Source organism: Pseudomonas sp. FP453 (assembly GCF_030687495.1).
Taxonomy (GTDB): domain Bacteria; phylum Pseudomonadota; class Gammaproteobacteria; order Pseudomonadales; family Pseudomonadaceae; genus Aquipseudomonas.
This window is the reverse complement of record NZ_CP117435.1, coordinates 1,811,817-1,828,613: the sequence shown is the minus strand read 5'-3', so window position 1 is coordinate 1,828,613 and position 16,797 is coordinate 1,811,817. Positions and strand designations below refer to the sequence as shown.

General features: G+C 62.0%; 14 protein-coding genes. 6 read left to right on the top strand and 8 right to left on the bottom strand.

The window, feature by feature from the left end; translation table 11 throughout:
* Positions 1–44 precede the first annotated feature (44 nt).
* Together gyrA and mtnA are read right to left on the bottom strand one after the other, a co-directional pair.
* Positions 45–2,699 carry a DNA gyrase subunit A gene (gyrA, locus tag PSH87_RS08340; protein WP_017734476.1) on the bottom strand — a complete coding sequence of 885 codons (2,655 nt, stop codon included), beginning with the start codon at positions 2,697–2,699 and terminating at the stop codon, positions 45–47.
* Positions 2,700–3,122: 423 nt separating this feature from the next.
* The gene (gene mtnA / locus PSH87_RS08335) at positions 3,123–4,193 is read right to left on the bottom strand and encodes an S-methyl-5-thioribose-1-phosphate isomerase (RefSeq protein ID WP_305433082.1); all 1,071 of its coding nucleotides are present in this window, start codon (positions 4,191–4,193) and stop codon (positions 3,123–3,125) included.
* A gap of 109 nt (positions 4,194–4,302) precedes the next feature.
* Here mtnA and PSH87_RS08330 point away from each other — a divergent pair, with 109 nt between their 5' ends.
* The 4 genes from PSH87_RS08330 (at position 4,303) to PSH87_RS08315 (ending at position 7,991) form a co-directional block, all read left to right on the top strand.
* Positions 4,303–5,634 carry a TRZ/ATZ family hydrolase gene (locus tag PSH87_RS08330; RefSeq protein ID WP_305433081.1) on the top strand — a complete coding sequence of 444 codons (1,332 nt, stop codon included), beginning with the start codon at positions 4,303–4,305 and terminating at the stop codon, positions 5,632–5,634.
* Between the two features lie 64 nt (positions 5,635–5,698).
* Positions 5,699–6,397, top strand: a complete 699-nt coding sequence (gene ubiG, locus PSH87_RS08325) for a bifunctional 2-polyprenyl-6-hydroxyphenol methylase/3-demethylubiquinol 3-O-methyltransferase UbiG (RefSeq protein WP_017734479.1) — start codon at positions 5,699–5,701, stop codon at positions 6,395–6,397.
* Between the two features lie 4 nt (positions 6,398–6,401).
* Positions 6,402–7,073, top strand: coding sequence for an N-acetylmuramic acid 6-phosphate phosphatase MupP (gene mupP, locus PSH87_RS08320; RefSeq protein ID WP_026136488.1), 672 nt, complete (start codon positions 6,402–6,404; stop codon positions 7,071–7,073).
* A 177-nt stretch (positions 7,074–7,250) separates the two neighbouring features.
* A complete protein-coding gene (locus tag PSH87_RS08315) occupies positions 7,251–7,991 on the top strand; it encodes a YciK family oxidoreductase (RefSeq protein ID WP_016975315.1) in 741 nt (246 codons plus the stop codon).
* A 148-nt stretch (positions 7,992–8,139) separates the two neighbouring features.
* On the opposite strand, the gene PSH87_RS08310 is transcribed toward PSH87_RS08315, so the two are convergent.
* The 6 genes from PSH87_RS08310 to PSH87_RS08285 are packed head-to-tail and all read right to left on the bottom strand — an operon-like array spanning position 8,140 to position 14,300.
* Positions 8,140–9,654, bottom strand: a complete 1,515-nt coding sequence (locus PSH87_RS08310) for an ABC transporter substrate-binding protein (protein WP_017734482.1) — start codon at positions 9,652–9,654, stop codon at positions 8,140–8,142.
* Between the two features lie 32 nt (positions 9,655–9,686).
* Positions 9,687–10,658 (bottom strand): ABC transporter ATP-binding protein, encoded by a 972-nt coding sequence (locus tag PSH87_RS08305; protein ID WP_017734483.1) that lies wholly within the window; start codon positions 10,656–10,658, stop codon positions 9,687–9,689.
* Positions 10,655–11,611 carry an ABC transporter ATP-binding protein gene (locus tag PSH87_RS08300; RefSeq protein ID WP_305433080.1) on the bottom strand — a complete coding sequence of 319 codons (957 nt, stop codon included), beginning with the start codon at positions 11,609–11,611 and terminating at the stop codon, positions 10,655–10,657. The genes PSH87_RS08305 and PSH87_RS08300 overlap by 4 nt, the downstream gene beginning before the upstream one ends.
* A complete protein-coding gene (locus PSH87_RS08295; protein ID WP_305433079.1) occupies positions 11,608–12,465 on the bottom strand; it encodes an ABC transporter permease in 858 nt (285 codons plus the stop codon). Before PSH87_RS08295 ends, PSH87_RS08300 begins: the two co-directional genes overlap by 4 nt.
* On the bottom strand, positions 12,462–13,409 hold the full coding sequence (locus tag PSH87_RS08290) for an ABC transporter permease (RefSeq protein WP_017734486.1): 948 nt from the start codon (positions 13,407–13,409) through the stop codon (positions 12,462–12,464). The genes PSH87_RS08295 and PSH87_RS08290 overlap by 4 nt, the downstream gene beginning before the upstream one ends.
* A gap of 3 nt (positions 13,410–13,412) precedes the next feature.
* Positions 13,413–14,300, bottom strand: a complete 888-nt coding sequence (locus PSH87_RS08285; RefSeq protein WP_017734487.1) for a proline iminopeptidase-family hydrolase — start codon at positions 14,298–14,300, stop codon at positions 13,413–13,415.
* 183 nt (positions 14,301–14,483) lie between these two features.
* Here PSH87_RS08285 and PSH87_RS08280 point away from each other — a divergent pair, with 183 nt between their 5' ends.
* Together PSH87_RS08280 and PSH87_RS08275 are read left to right on the top strand one after the other, a co-directional pair.
* Complete coding sequence (locus PSH87_RS08280) at positions 14,484–15,248, top strand: LuxR family transcriptional regulator (RefSeq protein WP_017734488.1); 765 nt, start codon at positions 14,484–14,486, stop codon at positions 15,246–15,248.
* 94 nt (positions 15,249–15,342) lie between these two features.
* Positions 15,343–16,275 (top strand): proline iminopeptidase-family hydrolase, encoded by a 933-nt coding sequence (locus PSH87_RS08275; protein ID WP_017734489.1) that lies wholly within the window; start codon positions 15,343–15,345, stop codon positions 16,273–16,275.
* Positions 16,276–16,797 lie beyond the last annotated feature (522 nt).

The window sequence follows — 16,797 nt, the reverse complement described above, 5'->3', positions numbered from 1 at the left end:
AAACAACAAGGGGGCGAATCTTCATCCGCCCCCTGTGTGTCCGCTTATTCCTGCGGTTCTTCTTCGTCTGCGGCAGCGTCGAGGGTTGGCTCGTCGACGCTGTCATCGCCTGTTGCGATCACCTCGCCGTCAAACTCTTCACCTTCCAGCTCCTCGCCTTCGACTTCCGATGGTTCCTGGACTCGCTCCAGGCCCACCAGTGTCTCGTCGCTGGCCAGCTTGATCAGCGTCACGCCCTGGGTGTTACGGCCCAGGCTCGACACTTCGGCCACACGGGTACGTACCAGGGTGCCCTGGTCGGAAATCAGCATGATTTCCTCGCCATCGAGCACCTGGACCGCGCCGACCAGACGGCCGTTGCGGTCGTTGCTGACCATGGCGATCACGCCCTGGCCGCCACGCTTGTACTCCGGGAACTCGCTGATGGCGGTACGCTTGCCGTAGCCACGCGCCGAAGCGGTGAGGATCTGGCTGCCTTCTTCCGGGATCAGCATCGAAATCAGCTTCTGCCCTTCTGGCAGGCGCATGCCGCGCACACCGCGGGCGGTACGGCCCATGGCGCGAACGTCGGACTCCTTGAAGCGTGTCACCTTGCCACCGTCGGAGAACAACATGACTTCACGCTCGCCATCGGTGATGGCGGCGGAGATCAGTACGTCACCTTCGTCCAGCTCCAGGGCGATCAGGCCCACGCTGCGCTGGCGGCTGAAGGATTCCAGCGGGGTCTTCTTGACGGTGCCTTTGGCAGTCGCCATGAAGATGAAGTGACCTTCGGTGTATTCCTCGACCGGCAGCATGGTGGTGATGTATTCATCACTGTCCAGCGGCAGCAGGTTGACCAATGGACGACCACGGGCGGCACGGGAGGCTTCCGGGATCTCGTAGGTCTTGAGCCAGTACACCTTGCCTTTGCTGGAGAACAGCAGCAGCGTGGTGTGGCTGTTGGCCACGAGCAGGTGAGCGATGTAGTCCTCATCCTTCACGCCAGTAGCCGATTTACCTTTACCACCACGGCGCTGGGCCTGGTAGGCCGCCAGCGGCTGGGTCTTGGCATAGCCGCCGTGGGAGATGGTCACCACACGCTCTTCTTCCGGGATCATGTCACCCAGGGTCAGGTCGAGGCGCGCATCGAGGATCTCGGTGCGACGCACATCGCCGTATTCGGCGCGGATCACTTCCAGTTCTTCGCGGATCACTTCCATCAGGCGCACAGCGCTGCTGAGGATGCGGATCAACTCGCCGATCTGGTTGAGGATCTCCTGGTACTCGGCCAGCAGCTTCTCGTGCTCCAGGCCGGTCAGGCGGTGCAGGCGCAGTTCCAGGATGGCCTGGGCCTGTTCCGGCGACAGGAAGTACTTGCCTTCGCGCAGGCCGTATTGTGGGTCCAGGGTCTCTGGACGGCACGAATCGGCACCGGCACGCTCAACCATCGCGACCACGGCGCTGGATTCCCAAGGCGTGCTGATCAGCGCTTCCTTGGCTTCCGACGGGGTTGGCGAGGCCTTGATCAGGGCGATCACCGGGTCGATGTTCGACAGCGCAACCGCCTGGCCTTCCAGGATGTGGCCGCGCTCGCGGGCCTTGCGCAGTTCGAACACGGTACGACGGGTGACCACTTCGCGACGGTGACGCACGAAGGCTTCCAGCAGATCCTTGAGGTTCAGGATGCGCGGGCGGCCGTCGATCAGGGCAACCACGTTGATACCAAACACGCTTTGCAGCTGGGTCTGGGCGTAGAGGTTGTTGAGGATCACCTCAGGCACTTCGCCACGACGCAGCTCGATCACCACGCGCATGCCGTCTTTGTCGGACTCGTCGCGCAGTTCGGTGATGCCTTCCAGCTTCTTCTCTTTGACCAGCTCGGCGATCTTCTCGATCAGGCGCGCCTTGTTCAGCTGGTACGGCAGTTCGGTGATGACGATCTGTTGGCGGCCACCGACCTTGTCGATGTCTTCGATCATCGAGCGGGCGCGCATGTAAATGCGGCCGCGACCGGTGCGGTAGGCTTCGATGATGCCGGCGCGACCGTTGATGATCGCGGCGGTCGGGAAGTCCGGACCGGGAATGTATTGCATCAGCTCATCGACGGTCAGCTCAGGGTTGTCGATGAGGGCCAGGCAACCGTCGATGACTTCACCGAGGTTGTGTGGCGGGATGTTGGTCGCCATGCCCACGGCGATACCGCTGGAACCGTTGACCAGCAGGTTGGGAATACGGGTTGGCATCACAGCCGGGATCATTTCGGTGCCGTCGTAGTTCGGCACCCAGTCCACGGTTTCTTTGTGCAGGTCAGCCAGCAGCTCGTGCGCCAGCTTGGTCATGCGCACTTCGGTGTATCGCATGGCCGCGGCGTTGTCGCCGTCGACCGAACCGAAGTTGCCCTGGCCGTCTACCAGCAGGTAGCGCAGGGAAAACGGCTGCGCCATCCGAACGATGGTGTCGTACACCGCAGTGTCGCCGTGAGGGTGATACTTACCGATCACGTCACCGACAACACGGGCAGATTTCTTGTACGGCTTGTTCCAGTCGTTACCCAGCTCGCTCATCGCGAACAGCACACGCCGGTGCACGGGCTTCAAGCCATCGCGCGCATCAGGCAGTGCCCGACCGACAATCACGCTCATCGCGTAGTCGAGGTAGGACTGTTTCAGCTCGTCTTCGATATTGACCGGGAGGATTTCTTTGGCCAGTTCGCCCATGAGAAGCCTGATTCCTTTTTCGGGTGAAACCTCGTCACATCCATATGGGACGAACGAAGCTCGCCGCTGCCGGCACGGTGCCTGACAACGACTTACGACAAATCAACGAGTTATGACACGGATCTGCACGTTATAGGCAACCCCTCGGGGCGGCCTTGGAAACCGCCGGATGTTATCACAATCGCCGCCACGCACCTATCCCCCAGATGCGCATGGAGCATAGTTAGTTGACGGGTGACAGGCTTGAGGGGGACGAGAGGGGCTTAGAGAAGCGTTGAGGCTATTTTTTGTGGGCAGATCCGAGGGTTTTGTTGACTTTCAGGGCCAATCGCGGGCAAGCCCGCTCCCACATTTTGAGCGGCGTACACCCTCAGTGTGGGAGCTGGCTTGCCTGCGATAGCCATTTCACTGGCACCAACGCCCTCAATGCAGACGCTTACGGCACATCAACTTGGCCATCTTGGCCACATCCGGCCGCTCGACAATGCCCTTTTCCGTGACGATCACGTCGATCAGGTCCGCCGGCGTCACGTCGAACACCGGATTGAACGCATCCACCCCCAAACGCTGCCCGACGATCTCCAGCAATTCGCCCGGATCACGCTCTTCCAGCGCGACGTCATCGCCCGTCGCCATCATCAAGTCGACGGTCGAACTCGGCGCCACCACCATAAAGCGCACACCATGGTGCATGGCACAGACGGCAAGCTGGTAGGTGCCGATCTTGCTGATCACATCGCCATTGGCCGCAATGCAATCGGCGCCGACGATCACCCAGGTCACGCCTTTGGTCTTGAGGATATGCGCGCCCGCCGAGTCGGCATTCACCGTCACCGGGATGCCCTCGCCCGCCAGCTCCCATGCGGTGAGCCGCGAGCCTTGCAGCCAGGGCCGGGTTTCGTTGGCGTAGACCTGCTCGACCATGCCTTCCAGGAAGGCCGCGCGGATCACCCCAAGGGCCGTGCCGACACCGCCCGTAGCCAGGGCGCCCGCATTACCGTGGGTCAGGATCGCCTGGGCGTTGCCCTGGTGCTTGCGGATCAACTCGACGCCCAGCTGGGCCATGTTCAAGTTGGCTTCCCGATCACTTTCATGGATCGCAATGGCTTCGGCCTCCAGCACCGCTAACGGATCAGCGTGCTTCTTGAGCCGGTCCAGACGGTCGCGCATGCGTTTCAGAGCCCAGAACAGGTTCGACGCGGTCGGACGGCTTTCAGCCAACAATGCGTAGTCTTCTTCCCACGCAGCCTGCCAGTCACCGCCCTCGGCGATCCGTTCACGGGCAGCGAGCACCAGGCCATAGGCCGCACTGATGCCGATCGCCGGCGCACCGCGCACGACCATGGTGCGAATCGCTGCGGCCACGGCCTCGACCGTGGAGCACGCCACCCAGCTTTCCCGGGACGGCAAGGCACGCTGATCGAGCAGGTACAGCGCGCCATCACGCCAATCGATGGCCTTCACTTTCTCCGCAGCCAACAGTCGATCGCGCATCCCTTACTCCGCACTCATGAACAAAAGCCGCCGATTATAGCGATCCGCCAGCCGGGGCGCTCGGGTATACTTCGGCCTTCTTTTATAGCTGCCTGGGAAGAAGCCCGCGATGACCGCCACTGCCGCCCCGCTCGACTTGGTGTTGCTGCCCACCTGGCTGGTGCCCGTCGAACCTGCCGGCGTGGTGCTCAAGGAACATGGCGTGGGCATCCGTGACGGGCGCATCGCCTTTATCGGCCCACGGGCGGCGGCATTGAAGCTGGCAGCCAAAGAGGTCCGCGAGTTGCCGGGCATGCTGCTCAGCCCTGGCCTGGTCAACGCCCACGGGCATGCGGCGATGAGCCTGTTTAGCGGCCTGGCCGACGATTTGCCGCTGATGACCTGGCTGGAAAAACACATCTGGCCCGCCGAAGCCAAGTGGGTCGATGAGGCTTTCGTACGCGACGGCACCGACCTGGCCATCGCCGAGCAGCTCAAGGGCGGCATCACCTGCTTCTCGGACATGTACTTCTACCCCAAGGTCGCCAGTGACTGCGTGCACAACAGCGGCATGCGCGCGCAAATCGCGATTCCGATCCTCGACTTCCCGATTCCCGGCGCCAGCAGCGCCGACGAGGCCATCCGCCAGGGTGTCGAGCTGTTCGGCGACCTCAAGCACCACCCGCGCATCAAGATCACCTTCGGCCCCCACGCGCCCTACACCGTGTGCGATGCCAACCTGGAAAAAATCCGCGTGATCGCCGAAGAGCTCGACGCCGCGATCCACATGCACGTACACGAAACCGCCTTTGAAGTGCAGCAAGCCGTCGAGCAGACCGGCGAACGCCCGCTCGCGCGCCTGGGCCGCCTCGGGCTGTTGGGCCCGCGCTTCCAGGCCGTTCATATGACCCAAATCAGCGAGGACGACCTGGGTTTGCTGGTAGAAAGCAACACCAGCGTGATCCACTGCCCGGAATCCAACCTGAAACTGGCCAGCGGCTTCTGCCCGGTGGAGCGCCTGTGGCAGGCTGGCGTCAACGTGGCCATCGGCACCGATGGCGCCGCCAGCAACAATGACCTCGACCTGCTGGGCGAAACCCGCACGGCAGCGATGCTGGCCAAGGCCGTCGCCGGTTCGGCCACCGCTCTGGATGCGCACCGCGCCCTGCGCATGGCCACCCTCAATGGCGCGCGGGCCATGGGCCTGGAAAGCGAGATAGGCTCGCTGGAAGTCGGCAAGGCGGCGGATATGGTCGCCTTCGATCTGTCAGGGCTGGCGCAACAACCGATCTACGATCCGGTCTCACAGCTTATATATGCCACCGGACGGGATTGCGTGAAACACCTTTGGGTCGCCGGCAAGCAGTTGCTCGACGACCGGCAATTGACCCGCATGGATGAGCAACAGTTGACCGCCACGGCCATCGCCTGGGGCAAACGCATCAGCGGGCACCACGAATAACGCCGGCCTTGACGCCGTACGTTCAAGACCGACAACCCGATTTATCAGATTTAGAGGATGCACCATGAGCAACGTCGACCACGCCGAAATCGCCAAATTCGAAGCCCTGGCTCACCGCTGGTGGGACCGCGAAAGCGAGTTCAAGCCCCTGCACGACATCAACCCACTGCGGGTCAACTGGATTGACGAACGCGTCAACCTGGCCGGCAAGAAGGTGCTGGACGTCGGCTGCGGCGGCGGCATCCTCAGCGAAGCCATGGCCCAGCGCGGCGCCACGGTGATGGGCATCGACATGGGCGAAGCGCCACTGGCCGTAGCCCAACTGCACCAGTTGGAGTCCGGGGTGAACGTCGAATACCGCCAGATCACCGCCGAAGACCTCGCCGAAGAAATGCCCGAGCAGTTCGACGTGGTCACCTGCCTCGAAATGCTCGAACACGTGCCGGACCCATCCTCGGTGATCCGCGCCTGCTTCCGCATGGTCAAGCCGGGCGGCCAGGTGTTCTTCTCCACTATCAACCGCAACCCCAAGGCCTACCTGTTCGCGATCATCGGCGCCGAATACATCATGAAGCTGCTGCCCCGTGGCACCCATGACTTCAAGAAATTCATCCGCCCGTCCGAGCTGGGCGCCTGGAGCCGCCAGGCCGGCCTGACCGTCAAGGACATCATCGGCCTGACCTACAACCCGCTGACCAAGCACTACAAGCTGGCCAGCGATGTCGACGTCAACTACATGATCCAGACCCTGCGCGAGGAGTAAGCCTGTGAAGTTGCGAGCGGTTCTCTTCGATATGGACGGTACGCTGCTGGACACCGCGCCGGACTTTATCGCCATCTGCCAGGCCATGCGCGCCGACCGTGGCCTGGCGCCGATCAACGATGCACACATCCGCGATGAAATCTCCGGCGGTGCGCGAGCGATGGTCGCCGTGACCTTTTCGATGGACCCGGAATCCCCAGGCTTTGAAGAACTGCGCCTGGAATTCCTGGAGCGTTACCTCAAGGGTTGCGCGGTGCACAGCAAACTGTTCGACGGCATGGCCGAACTGCTGGCGGACATCGAGAAGTCCAAGCTGGTCTGGGGCGTGGTCACCAACAAGCCGCTGCGCTTTGCCGAACCGATCATGCAGCAACTGGGCCTGGCCGAGCGCTCGGCCCTGCTGATCTGCCCGGACCACGTGAAAAACAGCAAGCCGGACCCGGAGCCGATGATCCTCGCGTGCAAGATGCTCGACCTCGACCCAGCCAGCGTGTTGTTCGTGGGCGATGACCTGCGCGACATCGAGTCTGGCCGCGATGCCGGCACCCGCACCGCCGCGGTGACCTACGGCTATATCCACCCGGATGACAACCCACGCAACTGGGGCGCCGACGTGGTAGTGGACCACCCGCTGGAACTGCGCAAGGTGCTGGATAACGCACTGTGCAGTTGCTGATTGCTTACCTATCTCAAAACCGCTGATGTCAATGTGGGAGCTGGCTTGCCTGCGATAGCGGCCTGCCAGCCAACACTTCTGCTGACTGATACACCGCTATCGCAGGCAAGCCAGCTCCCACAAGAATTGGGTTGCAGATTGAGCGCTGTATCACTGTGAATTTTGTCGAGGCTATTTATGTTTGATTACTCTGCACGTCCAGAACTGCTCAAAGGCCGGGTGATCCTGGTCACCGGCGCCGGTCGCGGGATTGGCGCGGCGGCGGCGAAAACCTACGCCGCCCACGGCGCCACCGTGCTGTTGCTGGGCAAGACCGAAGCCAACCTGGCCCAGGTCTATGACGAAATCGAAGCGGCCGGCCAACCTCAGCCGGTGGTGATCCCCTTCAACCTGGAGACCGCCCTGCCCCATCAGTACGATGAGCTGGCAGCGATGATCGAAAAGGAGTTCGGCCACCTCGACGGCCTGCTGCACAACGCCTCGATCATCGGCCCACGTACGCCGATCGAGCAGTTGTCCGGTGAGAACTTCATGCGCGTGATGCACGTGAACGTCAACGCGATGTTCATGCTGACCAGCACCTTGCTGCCGCTGCTCAAGCTGTCCCAGGATGCGTCGGTGGTGTTTACCTCCAGCAGCGTCGGGCGCAAGGGGCGGGCGTACTGGGGGGCTTACGGTGTTTCGAAGTTTGCCACTGAGGGGCTGATGCAGACCTTGGCCGATGAGCTTGAGGATGTGGCAGCGGTACGCTCCAACAGCATCAACCCAGGTGGCACACGCACCAGCATGCGGGCCCAGGCCTATCCGGGGGAGAACCCGATGGAGCGGCCGGCGCCGGAAGAGATCATGCCGGTGTACCTGTATCTGATGGGGCCGGACAGTGCTGGCATCAATGGCCAGGCGTTCGACGCGCAATAATCCCTGACCACACCATAAAAGCAAAATGTGAACACCAAAAATGTGGGAGCGGGCTTGCCCGCGATGGCGGAGTGTCAGGCGAGGTATTCATCACTGACAGATCGCCATCGCGGGCAAGCCCGCTCCCACATGGGTATTGCGGTGTTCTTTAGTTTTTTACGACTTCTTCTAGGGTGAAACGACCCAATGGGTTTTGCAGGAAGTTACTGATGTTGCTGCGTGAAATATTGATGTACGGGCTGTAGTACAAGTCAATCCAGTTCACGTCCTGCTTGGCCAGCTTCTGCAACTCCACATACATCTGCTCACGCTTGACCGGGTCGGCCTCGATCCGCGCGGCTGCCACCAGGTCCTTGACCTTGTCGTTCTTGTAACGGGTCATGTAGTTCTGGTTGGTGTCGTGGCCCAGCACGAAGGTGGTCTTCTGGTCCGGGTCGAGGATGTCGTTGGTCCAGTACATCACCGAAATATCGTACTCACCGTCCACCAGCATCTGCCAGCTTTGGGTCGGGTCGACCTTTTGCAGGTTGGCGGTCACACCGACCTTGGCCAACTGGTCCTTGATGATCACCGCGATCTGCTCGTCGGCTTCGTTGCCGGCGTTGACCACGTAGTTGAGTTTCAAGTCCTTGGCGCCGGCATCGGCCAGCAGCTTCTTGGCGGCCGTCGGGTCATACGGGCGTTGCAGGTTGTTGGCGTAGTGGAACAGCGAACCCTTAGGGATGTAGGAATACGCCACAGTGCCTTGACCGTAAGTGGCGGTCTTCACCAGCGATTGTTTATCGATGGCCATGTCCAGCGCCTCGCGCACTTCCTTCTTGGCCAGCAGGCCGTGGGCGTGGTTGATCAGCAGGTGATCTTCGCGGGTGGACGGGTCAGAGTGGATCACCACGTTCTTGTCTTTCTTCAGCTCTTCAACGCGGGAAAACGGTACGAAGATCGCCGTGTCCAGCTCGTTGTTCTGCACCATGCGCATGCGCGTGTTGTCGTCGGTCACCGAGACCCATTCCACGCCGTCCAGGCTGACGTTCTTGGCCTGCCAGAAGTTCGGGTTCTTCTTCAGGATCACGCGGTCGCCCTTGCGCCACTCGTCCACGGTGAACGCGCCGGAGGTTACCGGGTTTTCCGAGTAGGCGTCTTCGCCCATCTTGGTCATGGCTTTTTCCGACAGGATCGACACCGTCGGCGACGCCAGTTGCGAGAGGAAGGCTACGGCCGGAGTCTTGAGGGTGACCACCAGGGTCTTCGGATCAGCCGCCTTGGCGGTGTCGATCAGGCTGAACGGATCGCTCCACAGCGAGGCCTTGTTGTCACGGATGCGCAACAGGCTGAACGCCGCGTCGTCGGCGCTGATCGCCGAGCCATCGGAGAACTTCGCATCACGCAGCTTGAAGGTGTAGGTCAGGCCGTCCTTGGAAATGTCCCAGCTTTCTGCCAGCCCCGGCTCCATCTTGGTGCCCAGGTTGTCCACGCGGACCAGGGTGTCGTACACGTTGGCGAATACCCAGGTGTCACGGTTTTGCGCGCTTTTGATCGGGTCGAACGTGGTGCTGTCCTCACGGCAGCCGATGGTCAGTACACCGGCGGCTTGCGCCAACCCGGCGGTCAGGGACCAGGCGGTCAATGTAGCGGCGGCGAGCAACTTCAAATGACGCGATTGCATATCACAACTCCTTGTTAATGAATGGCAGAGGGTTAAAGCAATGGTTCTTCAAGCACGCAACTGTACCGATGCTCGTGCAGGAAATGGGTAGGCGGCAACACCACGGAACACATGGTTTGCGCATGCCGGCAACGCGGGTGAAAGGCGCAACCGGCAGGCAGGTTCAGCGGGCTCGGTGGCTCACCGGGCAAAGGTTCTGTAGGCAACGGCCGATGGGGATCGATCTCGGGAATCGCCTCGATCAACGCCGCCGTATAGGGATGACGCGGCGCGGTGAAGACCGCTTCCACCGGCCCTTCCTCGACGATCTTGCCCAGGTACATCACCGCCACGCGGTCGCACAGGCGGCGCACAATGGCCAGGTCATGAGCGATAAACAGAATCGCCAGGTTCATGCGCTGTTGCAGTTCCAGCAACAGGTTGATGATCTGCCCCTGGATCGACACGTCCAGCGCCGCCACGCATTCATCGGCGATGATCAGGCGCGGCTCCACCGCCAATGCGCGAGCGATACCCACGCGCTGGCACTGGCCGCCACTGAGGGAGCCGGGCTTGCGGCTGGCCAGTTCGGGGCGCAGGCCGACCAGGTCGAGCAGTTCATCGACGCGGCGCGGGATCTGGTCCGGCGTGACCTTGCGCTGCACCCGCAGCACTTCGGCAATGGTTTCGCCAATGGTGTGGCGCGGGTTCAGCGCTGCGTACGGGTCCTGGAAGATCATCGCGGTTTCGTGGCGCAGGCGGGCGATGTCGATAGGGCTGCCATGGGCCATGTCGATGCCATCGAACAACACCTGCCCGGCGCTGATCGGATTGAGGTGCAGAATCGCCCGACCCAGGGTGCTCTTGCCACTGCCGGACTCGCCGACCAAGCCCAGGGTTTCCCCCGCCGCCAGGTTCAGCGAAACACCGTTGACCGCCCTCACCCACTGCTTGTTCAACCCCAGGAAACCGCTGCCGGACGCGGCAAACTTCACCTCCAGGTCCTTGATCTGCAACAGGCTCATGGGCGTGCTCCCAACGGGTAGTGACAGGCCACGCGCAAGCCTTGCGGCACCTGCTCAGTACACAAGGTGCCCACCTGCGGGCAGCGCGGGTTGAAGCGACAACCGGCGGGCAGCGCATCCAACAACGGCGGCTGCCCGGCGATGGTGCGCAGCAACGCGTGGCCGCTGCTGTGGGCCGGCTGGCACGCGATCAGGCCAGCGGTATACGGGTGTTGCGGGCGCGCCAACAAGTCGTACTTGCTCCCCCGCTCACACAGGCGCCCGGCGTACATCACCGCGATGGAATCACAGGTCTGCGCCACCACGCCAAGGTCGTGGGTGATCATGATGATCGACAGGCCGCGCCGGTCGCGCAGGTCCAGCAGCAAGCGCAGGATTTGCGCCTGCACGGTCACATCGAGGGCGGTGGTCGGTTCGTCGGCGATCAACACTTTCGGGTTGCAGCCCAAGGCGACGGCGATCATCGCGCGCTGGCGCATGCCCCCGGAAAATTCGTGAGGATAGTTGTCCACCCGCGCCTGGGGATCGGGAATGCCGACTTGGCGCAGTACCTCGATGGCTTGCCGGCGCGCGTCTTTTTTCGACGCGCCCTGGTGCAGACGAATGCCCTCGGCAATCTGCTCGCCGATGCGCATCAGCGGGTCGAGGTGGCTGCTGGGGTTCTGGAAGATCATGCCCAACTGCCCACCGCGTACGGCGCGCATGCCGGTATCGTCCAGCGCCAGCAAGTCCTGGCCGGCCAGCCGCACGGCAGCGCCCTGCACCCGCAGGTTCGGCGACGGCAACAAGCGCATCAGCCCGCGGCAGGCCATGGTCTTGCCCGAGCCGCTCTCGCCCACCAGCCCGAGGATTTCGCCTTCGGCCAGGGCGAAGGACACACGGTCCACCAGCGTTACATCGCGCCCCGCGTTGTTGGCGATCACGCTCAGGTCCTGCACCTGCAACAGGCTCATGCGCGGTCCCCCAACACTTGCGCGACACCGTCGGCCAGCAGGCTGAAACCCATGGCCAGGGTGACGATGGCCAGGCCGGGGAATGTACAGATCCACCACGCCGTGGTGATAAACGCCTGCCCTTCGGCAACCATCGTGCCCCACTCGGCGGTCGGCGGCTGCACACCCAGGCCCAGGTAACTGACGGCGGCGCCGTTGAGCAGCACCAGCACCGCGTCCGACATGGAAAACACAATGGAGCCAAACATCGCATTCGGCAGCAAATGCCGGAACAGAATGCGCCCATGACCAAAGCCCAGGCTCTTGGCGGCCAGGGCAAAGTCGCTTTCCTTGAGCACCAGGATCTGCGAGCGGATCAACCGCGCATACGACACCCAGCCCACCAGCGCCATGGCGATATAAAAGCTCTTCAAGCCCGGCCCGAGGATGGCCATGATCGCCAGCATCAGCACCAGGAACGGGAACGCGAGGATCACGTCGATCACGCGCATGCAGAAGCTGTCGAAACGCCCGCCGATGTAGCCGGAGACCGCACCGACAAAGGTGCCGATCATGAACGGAAAGATCACGCCGACGATGGCCAGTTGCAGGTCGATGCGTGCGCCCCAGATCACGCGGGAGAGAATGTCGCGCCCGTAGTTATCGGTGCCAAAAGGATGGGCGAGGCTGGGGGCCAGCAAACTGAACTCGGTGTTCTGCGCAATCGGGTCATAGGGTGCGATCCACGGCGCAAACACTGCCAAGGCAAACCATACGAACAAGATCAACAGGCCCCACGCGGCGGTCAGTCGGCCATTGCGAAAACCAAAGCGCAGGCGCAAGCGCCAGGGGGCGATCAACGGGCGGCTGCTCATTGCATCTTCACCCGTGGGTCGAGGGCCACTGTGACCACGTCGGCGGCAAAGTTGACGATTACCGTCGCACACGCCAGCACCATGGCCACGCCCTGCACCACCATGTAGTCGCGGGTAAAGATGCCGCGCACCAGCAATTGGCCGATGCCGGGAATGGCGAACAGGCTTTCGATCACCACCGTGCCGCTGATCAGCCAGCCGATGTTCACCGCCAGCAGGTTGACCGCCGGCACCAGGGAATTGGGCAACACATGCCGGCGAAACACTGCCGCTTCCGACAACCCGCGCGCCCGCGCAGCGGTGACATGGTCGGCCTGCAATTCCATCAGCATGCTCGCCCGCAGGTTGCGCACCAGCACCGCCGACAGTGCCAGGGCAATGGTCAGGCAAGGCAAGACCATGTGGTGCGCCTTGTCGAGAAAGGTGCGGCCGTAGCCCGACACCGGAAACAGGCCCCACTTCACACTCAGCAGCAGGATCAGCATCAGCCCCAGCCAGAACGCCGGCATGCCCAGGCCGACCGTGGTGAACACGCGGATCAGGTTATCCACCCAGCCGCCCTTGTTGCGCGCCGCCAGGGTGGCCAGCGGCACCGCGATCAACAGCGCCAGCAGCACGCTGCCGAGCACCAGTACCAGGGTCGGCTCGATGCGGGTGACGATCAGCTTCAGGGCATCGACCTTGTACAGCAGCGATTGGCCGAGATCGCCTTTGAGCAGGTTCTTCAGGAAGTAGAAATATTGCAGCCACAACGGCTGGTCGAGGCCGTACTGGGCGCGGATTTTCAGCAGCGCGTCCGGTGTGCTGCGCGAGCCCAGCAAGGCCCGCGCCGGATCGCCGGGAATCGAGCGCACGAGGATAAAGGTGATCAGGCTGATGCCAAACAACACCGGCAGCAATTGCAGCGGCCGGGACAGCACAAAACGGTAGCGCGCCAGGTTCATCCGTCAGCCTCGGTGACGCGCGAGGAAGTCCAGCAACACCGGGAAATAGGCCTGGGGCTCTTCGTAGAACGGCATATGGCTGCTGTTGGGAAAGACGTGGAGTTCGGCGTGCTTGACTGCCATCTTCATACGCATGGCGCAGGCCGGGGTGAGTTCGTCGTGTTGGCCGGTGGTGATCAGCGTGGGCATCGTAAAGTCGGCCATCTCGGGGATGCGGTTCCAGTCCTTGAGGTTGCCGACATAGAGGAACTCGTTAGGGCCCTGCATGGTTTCATAAGGCCCCATGTTCCAGTCGCCGAGGGAGCGCTTGACCGGCTCGGGCCATTCGTCCAGGCGGCACACGTGGCGATAGTTGAGCAAGGTGATGGCGGCCTGGTACTGGGGATGGTCGAGGGTGCCCATGGCTTCATGGCGCTGCATCATCGCCACGGTTTCACTGCCGAGGGCGCCGCGCAGGCGTTCAAGCTCCTGGGACAGGTGCGGAATGTCGCCGACGGTGTTTTCGAGGATCAGGCTTTTCAACGCAGCGGGGTAATGGATGGCGTATTCGATGCCGAGCCAGCCGCCCCAGGAATGCCCCAGCAAATGCACGCGTCCCAGATTCAGGGTTTGGCGCACGGTTTCGACTTCTTCGACATAACGGCGGATTTCCCACAGGGAAACATCGGTCGGTCTGGCTGATGCGCCCGTGCCAAGCTGGTCGAATGCAACCACTCGCAGGTTATGGTCCTTGAGCCAGCCATGGGCGTCGCGCAAGTAGTCACACGGCAGGCCCGGGCCGCCGTTGAGGCACAAGAGCACCTCATCGCCTTCGCCGAAGCTGTAGACCACGAGGTTATGGCCGTCGACGTGCACGTTGTACTGCTGGTCGGGGGCAATTTCACGCCACATGCATACATTCCTTGTGTGGTATCGGCCTGGCTGGCAGCGGCCGTTGATCAGGCCAACACTACCGAGGATGCCGTGCGTCCATAACCTAGTATTTCTTATAGGTTTGGCCTGGCAGTCCTTCGCCGGGGCGTGGCATTCTACTTGCCGCAAGTCGAGATTCAAATGAATTCGGGAGCAGAACGGATGCTGGCCAAGCTTACTGCCTTCAATAACCGTCTGATGCCGGGCAGGAGCCTGGATGAACAGATGGACAACACCTTTATCCTTGCCCAACAGTTGGGTTTTGATGCACTGGTGTATGACTACACCCCGGTGCCCATCGACCATGACGGCGCCTTGATCACCCCTTCGGTCCTGGAGCTGCGCAACACGCCGCCCGACTGGCACGCGTTGTGGTGCGGCGAAGGCTTCTACCAGATCGACCCGGTGCAGCACCTGGCCTTGAGCACAGTATCGCCATTTGTCTGGTCCTACGAGGCCAAGGCCCAGACGGCGCTGCAGAAGATCATCGACCCTTGCCACGCACCTGTTTCCTCTTATTTGCACGAACGCCAACTGACCTGCGGCGTCAGCGTGCCCATCCACTTGCCACGCGGCGGCTTCGCCTCGTTGACCGGCCTGCGCATCGGCAAGGCCCGCAGTGTGTTGCAGGATGCACAGCAGACCCTGGCGGATTTCAGCCTGATTACCCACGCCTTGCAGGAAGCGGCCTACCCACTGTTCAGCAAAGAGCTACGCACGTACCCGCATATCCACCTGACCAAACGCGAACGCGAATGCCTGAAATGGGCCGCCGACGGCCTCACCGCCGCCGAAATCGCCACGCAGTTGAGCCGTTCACTGGCGGTGGTCACCCTGCACCTGGCCTCGGCGATGCACAAGCTGGGGGCCAAGAACCGCGTACAAGCGGTGGTGCGCGCCACCCATTACCGCCTGCTGGAAGATTGACCGATGGGTAAAACCTAGCTGTTTTGCTAGTTACCTAAATCTGGCGTGCCGACTATCGTGTCCCTGATCCTTTTTCCAAAGAGCAGGGTACGAAATGGAATTCATCGAAAAAATCCGCGAAGGGTATGCGGCCTTTGGCGCCTACCAGACCTGGTACCGCGTCACCGGCGACCTGACCACCGGCCGCACGCCGCTGGTGATCATCCACGGCGGCCCCGGCTGCACCCATGACTATGTCGATGCCTTCAAGGACGTCGCCGCCAGCGGCCATGCCGTGATCCACTACGATCAACTGGGCAACGGCCGCTCCACCCATCTGCCGGACAAAGACCCGTCGTTCTGGACCGTCGACCTGTTCCTCGCCGAACTGGACAACCTGCTCGACCACCTGAACATCCGCGATAACTACGCGATCCTCGGCCAATCCTGGGGCGGCATGCTCGGCAGCGAACACGCGATCCGCCAGCCCAAGGGCCTGCGCGCGTTCATCCCGGCCAACTCGCCGACGTGCATGCGCACCTGGGTCAGCGAAGCCAACCGCCTGCGTAAGCTATTGCCTGAAGGCGTGCACGAAACCCTGCTCAAGCATGAAGCCGCCGGCACCTATCAAGACCCGGAATACCTCGCCGCCTCGCGGATTTTCTATGACCAGCACGTGTGCCGCGTCAATCCATGGCCGGAAGAGGTCGCGCGGACCTTTGCCCAAGTCGACTCAGACCCCACGGTGTACCACGCCATGAGCGGCCCGACCGAGTTCCACGTGATCGGCAGCTTGAAGGATTGGAAGTCGATTGGCCGGTTGTCGGCGATCAAGGTGCCGACCCTGGTGATCTCCGGGCGGCATGACGAGGCCACGCCATTGGTGGTCAAGCCGTTCCTGGATGAAATCGCGGATGTGCGCTGGGCGCTGTTTGAAGACTCCAGCCACATGCCCCATGTCGAAGAACGCCAGGCGTGCATGGGCACCGTGGTTAAGTTTCTGGATGAGGCGTGTTCGGTACCGTACCCAAAGCTTAAGGCTGGCTAAATCAAAATGTGGGAGCTCGCTTGCCTGCGATGACTGGGGTGAATTCACCGCCGCTATCGCAGGCAAGCCAGCTCCCACAATGGATTGGGTTCACAATTCAAAATGTGCGTGACCCCGATCAAAATGTGGGAGCGGGCTTGCCCGCGATGACTGGGGTGAATTCACCGCCGCTATCGCAGGCAAGCCAGCTCCCACAATGGATTGGGTTCACAATTCAAAATGTGCGTGACCCCGATCAAAATGTGGGAGCGGGCTTGCCCGCGATGAGCCAGCTCCCACAATGGATTGGGCTCACGATTCAAAATGTGCGTGACCCCGATCAAAATATGGGAGCGGGCTTGCCCGCGATGACTGGGGTGAATTCACCGCCGCTATCGCAGGCAAGCCAGCTCCCACAATGGACTGGGTTCACAATTCAAAATGTGCGTGACCCCGATCAAAATGTGGGAGCGGGCTTGCCCGCGATGACTGGGGTGAATTCACCGCCGCTATCGCAGGCAAGCCAGCTCCCACAATGGATTG